Raw genomic sequence first — 13,889 nt, forward strand, 5'->3', positions numbered from 1 at the left:
AGAGCAGGCCGGCGAAAGTCATACGGCCTCGGTACGGCCCGAAGGCGCCGGCCGCACACGGCACCCACACCCCGCGTGGTGGACCCTGCTGCCCGCGCGGCTCGCTGCGGGCGTCCGCGTACGGGACGGCGTTTTGCCTGCTCAGCGCCGATCCTTTGCATTGCTGCGGTCATGTCATTTTCTCGTCAAATCGCCGCTGCCGGCGACCTGTTGAGCGAGCCCCGTACCTAGCATCGTCTTGATCATCACAACATATTCATGACTCACATTGAGTCCACTTCGCGGCAGGGGCTGCACGTGGCAACAGGGGTACACCAGCGCATCTTCGGACCCGGGAGACGCAGACCCGGGCCCTCCTATGTACGGGGCCTGCTCGCCACGGCGGTGGCGACGGCGATCGCGGTCACGAACCTGGCCGCCGCGCCTGCGGTGCACCAGCGGCCGGCAGCACCCCCGAACACCAAGCCGGTCCCGGTCCACGCGGTGACCTCGCACTACCACCAGCCGAAGAGGCTCCCGTCCTGGCAGCCGGCCAAAACGGTCTGGCCGGCCGGCTCCGCCAGGGTCGACCTGCTCGGCACCGCCGAGCGAGCCGGATCCCTGCCGGTGTGGCTGGGCACGGCCGACCGCGCCACCCGCACGGAGCGCACCGCGCCGCACCGGTCCGCGGGCCGCGCGACGGTCACGGTGCTGCCCCGGTCCGCCGCGAAGGCGGCCGGCGTCGACGGCATCCTGCTCAAGGTCGCACCTGAGGCCACGCGGTCGCAGGTGGGCACGGGGCGTCTGACCGTGGACTACCGGCCGTTCGCGGACGCCTATGGCGCGGACTGGGCCTCGCGGCTGCGTATCTTCCGGCTGCCCACCTGCGTGCTGACCACCCCGAAGGCGCCTTCCTGCAGGACCGCCACTGCCCTGGAGTCCAGGAACGACGTCAAGACCGGCCGGGTCTCCGCCGACGTGCCCCTGGGTCGGCCGACGGCTTCCGGCGGCGCGCCCACCACGTTCGCCTCGTCGACCATGACCGTCCTCGCCGTGACCTCGTCGACCGGCGGCGGTGGCGGCGACTTCACCGCCACATCCCTCAAGCCGTCGAGTTCCTGGCAGGCGGGCGGCAGCACCGACGCCTTCAACTGGTCCTACCCGCTGACCACGCCTTCCGCTCCGGGCGGGCTCACCCCGGGCCTGAAGGTCACCTACAACTCGCAGAGCGTCGACGGGCTGACCTCCTCGACCAACAACCAGGCGTCCATCGTCGGCGACGGCTTCTCGTTGCCTGAGAGCTACATCGAGCGTTCCTACCAGTCCTGTCACCAGAACCCGTCAGGGACGACCAAGACCTGGGACAACTGCTGGTCCGGCAACAACCAGTTGACGCTGTCGCTCAACGGGTCCACCACCACGATCATCAAGGACGACAGCACCGGGACCTACCGCGCCCAGGGCGACACCGACGAGAAGATCCAGTACCTTACCGGTGCGTCCAACGGCGCCCAGAACGGCGAGTACTTCCGGGTCACCACCACCGACGGCACCCAGTACACCTTCGGCCTCAACCAGCTGCCCGGGTACGCCAGCGGTGACGCGATCACGAACTCGGTGCTGACCGAGCCGGTGTACGCCACGGCCTCCGGACAGCCGTGCTACAACGCCACCTTCTCCTCCTCCTGGTGCCAGCAGGGCTACCGGTGGATGCTGGACTACGTCAAGGACACGCACGGCGACGTGATGTCCTACTTCTACACCGACGACACCAACTACTACGCGCGCGACCTCGGCAGCACCGCCAACACGTCCTACATACGCGACGCGCGGCTGACGAAGATCCAGTACGGTCAGCGCGACGGCTCGGTCTACTCCACCAGCCCCGCCGCCCAGGTCACGTTCACCTACAACGGGCGCTGCAAGACCGCGTCGACCGGCTGCGCGGTCTCCACCCTGTCCTCCTCCACCGCCTCGAACTGGCCGGACGTCCCCTACGACCTGAACTGCGCCAACGGCGCCTCGTGCACCTCGCAGTCGCCGACGTTCTGGTCCGAGTACGAACTGACCGGCATCCAGACTCAGGCGCTCGTCGGGACGACCGAGACCAACGTGGACTCCTGGGCGTTCACCTACTCCTTCCCGGCCACCGGTGATGCGACGACCCCCTCGCTGTGGTTGTCGTCCATCGTGCGTACCGGTCAGGACACCAGCGCCGGTGGATCGTCCGGCTCGATCAGCACGGCTCCGGTCACCTTCTCCGGCACGCCGCTGTCCAACCGCGTCGACCTGACGGACGGGTACCCGCCGATCACCCGCTACCGGCTGAACACCATCACCACCGAGACCGGTGAGATCATCAGTGTCGGCTACTCGTCGCCGGCGTGCGGCAGTTCCACACCGAGCGACGACAGCCAGAACACGTCGCTGTGCTTTCCCTCGTACTGGACGCCCAGCGGGCTGACCTCGCCGATCAAGGACTGGTTCAACAAGTACATCGTCACGACCGTCACCCAGCAGGACCCGACCGGTGGTGGGGTCAACGACACCACGGTCACCACGTACACCCCGGTCGGCAGCCCGGCCTGGCACTACGACGACAACCCGCTGACCCCGTCCGACGAGCGCACATGGAACGAGTGGCGCGGGTACCAGGGAATGAAGGTGTCCACCGGCACCGCTCCCGACCCGAAGACGGAGACGGACTACACCTACTTCCGCGGCATGGACGGTGACACGCTGCCGGGCGGCACCACGCGTTCGGTGAGCGTCACCGACTCGCGCGGCGACACCGCGGTCCCGGACTCCGACCAGTACGCGGGGCTGACGTACGAGACGATCCTGTACAACGGATGGAACTCGGGGAAGGTCGTCAACGACACCATCACCGACCCGTGGTCCGGCTCCGCCACCGCCACGCACACGCTCAGCGGCGGCCTGCCTGCCCAGAAGGCGTACCTCACGGGCACCGCGCGTACGCGGGTCTACACGCCACTGGCGTCGGGCAGCACCCGGGAGACGGAGACCGACAGCACCCATGACTCCAACGGACGGGTGACCAGGGTCGACGACAAGGGTGACGTCTCCACCACCTCGGACGACATCTGCACCACGACGACCTACGACGACAACACCTCGGCGTGGATCCTGGACACCCCCGACGAGACCGACACGGTCTCGACCGACTGCGCCAACACCCCTTCGCTGCCCGGTGACGCCGTGTCGGACAAGCGGGCCTACTACGACGGCTCCACCACCTTCGGGGCGGCGCCGACTGTCGGCGACACGACGATGACGCAGCAGGTCACCTCATACAGCGGCTCGACCCCGACCTGGTCGACGATGACCACGCTCACCGTCGACGAGTACGGCCGGACCCTGACCAGCACCGACCCTGACCAGCGCACCACCCACATCGCCTACACGCCGGCCACCGGCGCTGCGCCCACCTCCGTCACCACCACCGACCCGCTCACCCACACCGCCACCGAGACCTTCGACGCCCTGCGCGGGCTGGAACTGAGCCGGACCGACGCGGCCGGCTACGTCACCAAGGCGCAGTACGACGCCCTCGGACGGACCACCGCGGTCTTCAAGCCCGGCATCACCGCCGCCGACACCAAGTACACCTACGCCGTCTCGCAGAGCTCACCCAGCGTGGTGACCGCGCAGACGCTCAACGACGACGGCAGCTACGCCGTCAGCGAGTCGCTCTACGACTCCTTCCTGCGCCTGCGGGAGACCCAGACCGGCACCGTCGACGGCGGACGGACCATCACCGACACCGTCTACAACACCGACGGCTGGGTCGCCAAGACCACGAATCCCTACTACACCACCGGAGCTCCCAGCTCCACGCTCGTCCAGGCCCAGGACGGCCAGATCCCGTCCGAGACCGGCTTCGCCTACGACGGAGCCGGCCGCAAGACCACAGCCACCGCGTACGCACTGGGCACCGAGACCTGGCACACCAGCACGGTCTTCGGCGGGAACTTCACCACGACCGTCCCGCCGGCCGGGGGCGTGGCCGAGTCCCAGCTCACCGACGCCCGGGGCCACGTCACCGACCTGTACCAGTACCACGCGGGAGTCCCGGCCGACCCGGTCAACGACCCGAGCAGCGACTACTCCGACACCCACTACACCTACAACCCCGACGGCTCGAAGTCCGGCGAGACCGACCCGGCCGGCAACACGTGGGCCTGGCACTACAACCTGCTCGGCGACCAGGTCTCCGCGACCGACCCGGACGCCGGCACGTCGACCGCCACCTACGACAACGCGGGACAGGTCCTCACCACCACCGACTCCCGTTCCAAGACCACCAGCTACTCCTACGACGCCGGCGGGCGGAAGACGGCCGCCTACGACACCACCGGCGGGGCGACGGCCTCCGCGAGCAACGAGATCGCATCGTGGACGTACGACACCCTCAAGAAGGGTCTGCTCACCTCCTCGACCTCCTACCAGCTCGGCACGTCGAGCCCCTCGGTGACCAACGCCGTGCTCGGCTACACCTCCCTGGGCGAGGTGGCCGCCTCCCGTGTCACGCTCGCGAACCTGCCGGCCGCCGAGGCCGCGCTGGCGCCCTCCGGCGGGTACACCACCTCGTACACCTACAAGACGACCGGCGCCCTGGCCACGCAGCAGGACGCCGCGGCCGGCGGACTGCCCTCCGAGACCATCGCGACCGGCTACGACCAGTACGGCGCCCCGACCAGCCTCGCCAGCACCGGGACCACGGCCTGGACCTACGTCGACGCCCTCGGCTACGACGAGTACGGACACCCACTGCAGTACTCCATGGGCCCGTCCACCAGCTGGGTCGACCTCACCCTGCAGTACGACCCCCAGACCGGCCAGCCCACCGACGCCAAGACCACCGACTCCAGCAGCTCCACCGTCGTCGACGACACCTCCTACAAGTGGAACGACGGCGACATCTCCAAGGGCTCGGGCCTGCTCGCCTCGGTGACCGACGCGCAGAACGGCGGCGCCACCACCGACACCCAGTGCTACGCCTACGACTGGGACGTGCGGCTGTCCGCCGCCTGGACCGCGACCGACCAGTGCGCCACCGCCCCGGCGGCCGGCAGCAGCTCCATGGTCGGCGGGCCCAACCCCTACTGGGAGAGCTGGACCTACCGCGCCGACGGCGAGCGGCTGACCCAGACCGACCATGACACCGGCGGGAACACCGCCAACGACACCACCACCACCTACAGCTACCCGACCGCGGGCTCAGCCACCGACCAGCCGCACACGCTCACCTCCACCACAGCCACCGGACCGGGCGCCACGGCGGCCACCGCCTCCTACACCTACGACAGCGCGGGCGACACCACCGCCATCAACGGCGGCGCCCTCGGCAACCAGAGCCTGACCTGGAACGACCAGGACAAGCTGGCCACCGACACCACCTCCGCCGGCACCACCGGCCACCTCTACGACGCCGAGGGCAATCTGGTGCTGCGCACCGGCCCCAGCCAGGCCACCCTCTACCTCGACGACGAGGAGATCGTCGAGAACACCAGCACCCACGCCCTCAGCGGCACCCGCTACTACGCCATCGGCAACACGACCATCGCCGAGCGCAGCAGCACCGGTGACATCCAGTACCTGATCCCGGACCGCCAGGGCACCGACACCCTCGCCGTCGACTACCAGAGCCAGACCGTCACCCGGCGGCAGTACCTCCCCTTCGGCAAGGTCCGCGGCACCGCGCCCAGTTCCTGGCCCGGCGACAAGGGGTACGTCGGAGGCATCGCCGACTCCGGCACCGGCCTGGAGGACCTCGGCGCCCGGGAGTACGACGCGCAGACCGGGCGCTTCGTCTCCCTCGACCCCCTCCTGGAGTCCTCCGACCCCTCGCAGATCTCCGGCTACGACTACAGCGGGAACGACCCGGTCACCGGCAGCGACCCCACCGGAGCCAGCTGGTTCAGCTCCCTCAGCAACGCCGTCTCCGGCTTCGCCCAGACCGCAGGCCAGGTCATGCAGCGCACCGACTGGGCCCAGGCGGCCCTCGGAGTCGGTGAGCTGCTCCTGGGCGCGGCGGCGGACGCGGGCGGCACCGCCCTCATGGCGACGGGCGTCGGCGCTCCGCTGGGCGCGGCGCTCGACTTCGCGGGCACGGGGCTGGCCATCTCCGGCGCCGCGACCACCATCGCGGCGGTGGCGGGTCCGAACATCGCGTACGCGGTGCAGAACGGCGACGGCGGGGGTGGCGGGGGTACGCCGAACGAGGGGGCGTCGGACGGCAAGGACGCGGGCGCCGCAAAACTCCGCGCCGAGCATCTGGGTTCGAAGAATCAGGAGCTGCTGACCGAGGAGAACTCCTACAAGTCGCTGGAGGGCGGCCCGGACGACACCGTGGCCGAGGTTAACCCGGAGGCCAATGGAAAGAACGAGCAGGGCCAGACGAACCCGGACATCAAACTTCTGGACCGTCAGGGCAACGTCGTCGGCTACCGCGAGGTCAAGACCATCGAGAACCCGAATCAGAACGCCTTCATGAGGCAGTTGTCGAAGGCCACCCGACAGCTCAGGGCCAAGGGGACGAGAATCAACCAGATCTTCTTCCAGGTGCCCAAGACGTCGGACGTCTACAAATGGCTGGAGGACTGGCAGAAGCAGCCGGACCGGGACATCTCCAAGTGGCGCGGATACACCGTCCGCATCGTGGACGACACCGGTGAGGAACTCGGCACCTATGACCTTGGGGATTCCGGCCTCCACGACCTGAGCAAGGGCGGGGGAGACGGAGGCGGAGACGACTCCGGGTACTACGAGGACGCGATGAGGCAGGGGATGTTGAACAAGGAGAGGGCGATGGAGAGAGAGGGTTTCTGAATGTCCTCGCCCGGCAGGAGGCGCCGCACCGCGCCTCCTGCCGGGCCGTTTCACGAAACAAGGAACACATGTCCGACTGCGCGAGCCTCATCTGCTGGGACTCATCACTGGTTGGAACCTGGGCCGGTTCACGCAGTCCGCCATTCCCCGGAAAATCGTCACGGAGTTCGGCAGCGCCGCACCCTGTCCGGTCGTGACCGCGAGGACGTGCTGCCCTCATCACGATGGCCCCTGCCAGCGGGACGAGGGGTGGGCGACGCGGAGCTGCTGGCCCGCGCGGCAGCCGTGGGACGGGTCCGTGCCGCCTTCGACCGCGTCGCCGCGTCCTTCGCCGGCCAGCGGGCCGGCCTTCCGGCGGCGTTGCGGGCGTTCTCCGATGTACTCGGGCCACGGGCGACATCGCGCCGGAGCCCCTTCTCACGGAAGAGACTTCGCTCTTGACCACTACCGTCGCACAGGGCGCGGCGGGACTGCGGCCTGGCGTGGACGTTACTGTAAGTGATCGATCCTGGCGGACGGAGTCTTCGCCAGGAAGAGTGGAGGAAAACGTGGCCGAACTCGTCGACGTCGCGTGTCACACATGCCGGATCGTGCTGCCCCTGCTCGATTCCCCGGACGGCCGAGAGGCATGGTGGAAGTTCCTGGACGAACACGCCTACCACCAAGTGGAGTTGCTCTGGGAGCACTCCGCGTCCCAGGAGCGGATCGACATCGACTACATCGAGGTGGGCAGCGACATTCGGAGCGACCCCTCGTTCGCCGAGTACGCGGGCGAGTGGTCGGGCCGCTCGCTGGCCCTGCGTCCCCGGCCGATCGCCCGTGCAGTCGCCGAGATCGTGCGGCGCGCCTTTGACGCCATGGACGCCCACGAGTGGCAGGCCGCACCGGCTGACGCGGCGGCGGCCGAACGAATCATGCCGTACCTGGATTTCGCACCCCCGCCCGGTGAACTGGTCGACGACGCCGTGGTACTCGCCCGGCTGGCCGCGGTGGAGGCGGCGCTGGAGCAACTGCGCCGGGCGACCACCGAACCGCTCGGCGACCACTTCGGCACATTCCTGAGCGACGTTCTGCGCGCGCTGCCCACCGCGGCGGATCTCCCCCCGGACGAACTGTGCGCCGAAAGTGGCCCCTTGGCCTCCCCTCGACTCTGGGACACCGAGCGGGCACTACGACTGATCCAGCACCTCGTAACCTCCAGGATCAGCCTCCGTTAGGTCATCCCCCGTGGCCTCTCGCGCCACGCCGGGTGTCACGACACGGGGACGCGTCGGACCTTGGTGTCGGTGTGCCCGTCCGGGGCGCGGAGGTCGAGGACCGCGGCGTGGGGCGGTCCGGCGAGCCGGAGGCGGTACGTGGGGGTCGGCCGGTTGCTGAGGGCGATCCGGTGCCGGGGCGCAGTCGCTGCGGGTCGCGGCGCTGGTCCGGCCCGAGGTCACCCGGTTGCACGGTCGAGGGCTTGGCCGGTCACGAGGTGTGGGCCATGCCCGGCGGCGGTGGAGTGGACGCGTCAGGTGGGCGGTCGTGGTCGTGGTGACCGACACAGTCGGCTGAGGCGTGCCGCTGGGCCGCCGGAGCCGATCAGGCCGAGGCCCTCGACGGCGATCTCGCCTGTTCTGAGGCTGGCAGGCCAGGCTGAGGCGGCCGGGGATCGTGATGTGCGCGGGCACGGCCGGCTTGAGGCGGGCGGCGGAGCGCGCGGACTCCTCGTGCTCGGACGCCGGCGTGCCGGGTCGGACCGGCCGGCTGCCGGACTGCTTGGCCCGGGTGGTCGGCGACGCCCCGGAGAACGGGTGCTCCTCGACGATGCGGCATGGCGGTCACCGCGGCGACTGCCGCGGTGACCGCGATCCACCGGACGCGGTCGCGATTGCCGTGTGCCGGAGTGGATCTGGGCATGGGTTGTTCCTCGGCGGTGTCCGCGATGTTCCTGCACGCGGCAGGAAGCCGACGGGGCGGCCCGCCGGCTTCCTGCCGGCGGGCCGCCCCGGGTGCTCGTGAGGGTCAGGGGATCTGCTGGTAGAGCGCCGTGATCTGGTTCGCGCTCAGGGTGTAGTTCCAGGCCTGTACGTCACTGACCATGCCGGGCAGGTAGTTGGTCTGGCTGCCGTCGTACAGCGCGCGTCCGACGGTGAAGGAACCTGTGCTGCTCCATGGTGTGACTCCTGTCGTGGTGGCCGCCAGGACGCCGTTCACGTACAGACGTCCGGTGTGGGTGGCCGCGTTGTACGTGCCCACGAGGTGGGTCCAGGTGTTCGCGGTGGCCCCCACCCAGTAGGCCGCGTGGGAGGTGGGGTCGGCCACGTCGCTGTCGGGAAAGGTCATGGACCATGCCGGCTTGTTCTGGGACGTGTAGTCGTACTTGAGGAAGAAGGCGCTGTCCTGGGTTCCGTCCTGGGCGGCGACGGCGGCGTTGTGGGTGGGGAGTGACGACAGTTTGACCCAGGCCGAGACGGAGTAGCTGCCCGTGGTGTCGAGCACCGGGGCGCTGCTGGTGGTGTCGCCGCTGCTGCCGTCCAGGCTGAGGACCGTGCCGCGGGTGGAGTCCGTCGACCAGGTCGTCGAGCCGTTCAGGGTGAGCGGGTTGTTACCGACGTTCGGGTTGGCCATGTTGGCGTTGAGCGTGTTCAGGGAGTCGGTCGCCGCGGTGTCGGTGGCCACCGGCATGCCGGCGCCGTCGTCGAAGTTCCAGGTGTCCTGGGGGGACAGCAGCGCGGTGGCCAGCGCACCGAAGGCGGGGTTGGTGAGGTTGACGTGGTCGCCGTAGTCGGCGCCCGCGGCGAGTTTCTCCTCGCCGTTGCTGTCGAGGGTGGGGTCGGCCACGGCGGCGTCGAAGTCCGCGAAGTACACGGCGGGGGTGGCCCAGGGGTTGCCGAGGTTCATTCCGCCGAGGAAGGCGTTCACGTCGGTGCGGTAGCCGTCGACCGTGCTGGTGCAAGGGTCGTTGGGGGTCGCGCCGTCGCCGGTGAAGCCGTCGCAGGGGGTGAGGGAGGTGAGGACGACGTTGATGCCCCAGGCCTGCAGTTGCTGCACCAGGGCCGTGTAGCCGTTGCCTTCCAGATCGTCGCTGGTGCTGCCGGCGAGCAGGTCCTCCAGGCCCTCGTCGACGATGACGGAGTTGATGCCCGGCTGGTCGAGGACGTCGCGGTCGATGCGGGACAGGGCGGCCGGGCCCCCGATGGTCGAGCCGTTGTACGTCTCGGGGTTGTCGGTCATCAGCTGGTTGGACTCGATGCCTTCGGCAAGCACGCCATAGGGCGTCGTGGTGGTCGGCTCGGCGGCGGTCAGGGCGTCGGAGACGCGGTAGCCGTTGGAGTTGGGCAGTGTGGTGCTGGGCTGGAACGGGTCGACCAGGTTGTCACCGAGTACGGCCTCGGTGGGTACGTTCGACGACATCACGTCGAGGCCCGTGACCAGGTCGGTGAAGTTGCCGTACGCGGCGGCGTTGGTGGTGTACGGCGTTCCGGTGGTGTCGGTGGTCAGGTCTCCCGAGCCGACGGCGCTGACGTATTCGTAGGAGCCGTTGGCGTAGGAGTGCTGAACCAGGTAGGGGACGGAGTTGGTCAGGTCGTAGGAGACCAGCAGGTACTGGCCCGCGGTGGCGTTGAAGCTGATCGGGTCGCTGTAGACCATGCCGCCCTCGGGAACGGTGACCGACTGGCTGCCGCCGAACTTCAGCGTGCTGATCGTGCCGGTGGGTACCGCGGAGGGGGAGGAGGCGTTGGAACTGAGCGCGATCGTGGCGTGCCCGATGGACAGCTTGCTGGTCCCCAGGCCGTTGTCCAGCTTGACGCGCACCGTGCCGCCGGACAGGGACGGCTTGAGCGCGATCCGGAAGGACTGGTTGGAGAAGTTCGAGCCGAGGAAGTTGTAGTTGCCCTCGTTGGGGTTGGCCCAGGCGCCCGTCCAGGACTGTCCGGAGGCCGCCGCGGTGTAGGTGCCGTTCACCTCGGGGGTGCCCGCCGTGGTGTTGCGGGTGCCCATCGAGAAGATGTGCAGCGCCTGCTCGTGCGGGCCGGTGCCGGTGGAGATGTCGGGCAGGGTGACCGAGGAGATGGTCTTGGTCGGGTCGATGGGGACGGAGAAGGCGTAGAGCCGCCGGGAGGCGGTGGCCTGGCCGGCCGCCGCGTTCTTGTGCGGCAGCACCACGGCGGCGATGGGGTTCACCCCGGCGCTCCAGTCGGGGACGGTCAGGTCGTAGGTGGTGCTGGTGCCGTCCGTGTACGTGATGGTGCCCGTTCCGGGGCAGGCCCCGACCAGGGTCGTCCCGCTGAAGCAGTAACTGCCGGTGATCGACGTGTCGGCGGGTACGTAGGGGGCCGTGGAGTCGCCCGCGATCGATCCCGGATTGGACATGCCGGAGCCGGTCGAGGTGCCGACGAACACCAGGGCGTTGCCGGAGCCGCTGTAGGTGATGGTCTGGTTGCCGGCCAGGAGGTTGTCCTTCTGGCCGGAGCCGAAGGAGGGCAGGGTCAGGGTCGCGCCGTCGACGGTCACCTTGCCGCCGCTGGTCCATCCGGCGTTGGCCAGGTCGGTGGCGGAGAGGCTGTTGCCGGAGCCGTCCAGGTCTGCCTGGCCCATGTTGCTGTCCGAGCTGATGCCGGTGTTGTTGAAGCAGGCGGCCAGGCTGGTGCACGTACTGCCGGGGTGCCCGGCGGCGATGAACGGGTAGGCGAACTCGCCCGAGTCGTCACCGGCACCGTCGACCGAGTACACGTACAGCGTGTGCGGGCCGGGAGACGGAGGAGTGATCGAGACGGTCGCGCTGTTGGTGGTGGTGGTGACGTACTGTCCGCTCGGAGGGTTGCTGGTGGCCGGCGGGACGTCGAGGTGGTAGACGAACTTGGTCGCGGTCGTGCCGTTGCCGGAGATGTCGAACTTGCCCGTGGTGCCCGCGGCCGCTCCGACCACGCCGTCGTTCTGGTCGGTGTTCGGATAGAGGTTGCTCTCCGACGTCACCGACGGTGTGTCGGGTGCTGTGGGCTCGGCCGTGAAGTGGCAGGTGGGGGACTGGGAGTAGGAGGTGCTGGCCATCCCGTCGCTGATCTTGACGTCCCAGTCAACCGTCTGGCCGCTGGTGAGCCCGGAGACGAAGGACGACGGCAGCGAGACGCTCGCGTAGGTCCCGCTGGCGAGGTTGTCTCCGCTGACCAGCGTTGACTTGGTGCTGGACCCGTCGATCCAGTACTGGAAGGTCGCCTGGAGCTTGTCTGCGTTCGGGTCGGAGATCTTGGCCTTCAGCACCGGCGGCGTCGAGGCGATGGTCTTGCCCATGTACGGGTAGTACGGCCCGGTGGTGTCACACGCGGCGTCGTCCGCGCCGGAGACCGCCGCCATGGTGCCGGCGGTCGGGGCGCTCGGCGGGTTGTCGAAGAAGACCTGCAGCGTGGGGTTGTGCGAGAAGCGCTTGAAGCCGAGGTCGTTGTGGTTGGACTCCATCGAGTCCTCGCTCAGCGTCGCGGTGAAGCTGCTGGAGTGCCCGCTGGCCGCGCTCCTGATCGGGGTGAGGACGTTGAACCCGTTCGTCACCGAGCCGTTCGACGGGCAGTACGTGGGGTTGTAAGCCGGTCCGAAGCTCGCGGAGGTGGAGTAGCTGTTGTAGCCGGGGCGGTTGCTCCAGTCGGTGCCCGAACCGATCCCCTTCGACCAGTGCAGGTTCACGGTCGCGGTCGTCGAGCACGAGGCGGAGTAGAGGTCGGTGGCGTCCACCTCGGCGCTGTTGATCGTCGCGCCCCAGATGGTCTTGGACAACGACCACTGGTAGATCGAGTGCTCGTCACCGGTGTTGCAGTAGCCCTCGGGCCATCCGTTGTAACCGACCCCGAGGTTGCCGTTGTCCGCGAGGGCGGTCGTCTTGTCGTAGAACGACGTGCCCGGGCAGCCCTGCTTCACTTCGTCGAAAGCCGGGCTGGTGTAGTCGACGGGGTGCCAGTTCACGGACGGGTCGACGTAGACCGGCCACACGGTCGACCTGGCGGCGAGCATGCGGGCGTCCGGCACCAGGGTCAGGGCATGGGAGGTGACCTCGGTGCGCACGGGCGCGACGCGGGCTGCGAGACCGGGGTGGGAGGCGTCGGAGGCGTCGGCGGCGACCTTGGCGCCCCGGGGCTGGTGCGTGGCGGGCAGGGTGCGGTTGGAGTCCCACTGCAAGGCGGCAGGCGCGTCCACGACCACGTGGCCCTGACGGTCGGTCACCCGGAGGGTGCCGTCCGGGTTCTGGGTCAGTCGGCCGCCGCGCACCCTCGCGGCCAGGCGCAGCGAGGAGAGCGCCGGATTCCTGGCGGCCCGCGCGGAGTGTACGACCAGCGTGTCGCTCAGGCCTCCGGAGGGGGTCGCAGAGACCTGCAGGTCCACGTCGGCCATCACCGAGCGGTATGTGGCGGTCGCTCCCGAGACCACCGGGGCGGGCAGCGCGGTCGGCCAGGACAAGGACAGGGACACCTGACCCGAACGGGTCACGGCGAGCGGACCGTTGCCGCCACCGGAGAAGGCCACGCTTCCGTAGGCGGTGGCCTTCGGAGCCCAGGTGCCGTCGGGCCCCCGCCGCAGGCGCAGGTCCACCGGGACCCATTGGCCGGCCTGCTTGGCCCGCACCGGAAGCGGATTGGAGGAGAACCCGAACTTTCCTGACGGCAATGCCTCTACTGCCTCCGTCGGCGTGGTCAGCACGTCGACGGCCACGGCCTTGCCGATTCGGCGCGCCCGGACTGCGGCCGCCTGCATGGCTGCCTGCTCCGCCTGGGTCGCACCGTACCCGCTGGGCAGCGGGACCAGGTTCTTCGCTGTGGGGGCGGTCTTGCCGAGGGGCTCGGTGGAGCCCGTGGAACTTCTCGCGTGCGGAGCCGGCGTGGCGGCGTGGGCCGGGTAGAGGCCGAAGGTGCCGAGACCCAGGGCCAACATCCCCGTCACGGCGACTCGGCACCAGCCCAGGCGCCGACTGGGGTGGGGTATGCGCATCGGTTGAGACTCTCCATGTCCAGACCGGAGGACCGGCTGAGTAAAAGGTGGGGAGTGGGTGAGGAAACCGACAGCGAACCCTCCCCCGTTGTGAAGATTCT

Annotated in this window: 3 protein-coding genes; 2 read left to right on the forward strand and 1 reads right to left on the reverse strand. The window is 69.2% G+C overall.

What is annotated here, in order from left to right; genetic code table 11:
- Positions 1-297 precede the first annotated feature (297 nt).
- Both C3488_RS42345 and C3488_RS06775 read left to right on the forward strand, forming a co-directional pair.
- A complete protein-coding gene (locus tag C3488_RS42345; protein ID WP_146067836.1) occupies positions 298-6,831 on the forward strand; it encodes an RHS repeat-associated core domain-containing protein in 6,534 nt (2,177 codons plus the stop codon).
- A 548-nt stretch (positions 6,832-7,379) separates the two neighbouring features.
- A complete protein-coding gene (locus C3488_RS06775; protein ID WP_146067837.1) occupies positions 7,380-8,048 on the forward strand; it encodes a hypothetical protein in 669 nt (222 codons plus the stop codon).
- A 787-nt stretch (positions 8,049-8,835) separates the two neighbouring features.
- Here C3488_RS06775 and C3488_RS06780 read toward each other — a convergent pair.
- Positions 8,836-13,731, reverse strand: a complete 4,896-nt coding sequence (locus C3488_RS06780; RefSeq protein ID WP_258053315.1) for a LamG-like jellyroll fold domain-containing protein — start codon at positions 13,729-13,731, stop codon at positions 8,836-8,838.
- Positions 13,732-13,889 lie beyond the last annotated feature (158 nt).

Origin of the sequence: Streptomyces sp. Ru72 (assembly GCF_002920635.1) — a bacterium.
Taxonomy (GTDB): Bacteria; Actinomycetota; Actinomycetes; order Streptomycetales; family Streptomycetaceae; genus Streptomyces.

Excerpts from the sequence above, each read along its gene's own strand:
- C3488_RS06780 (WP_258053315.1), bottom strand. The coding sequence starts at position 13,731 with ATGTTGGCCCTGGGTCTCGGCACCTTCGGCCTCTACCCGGCCCACGCC.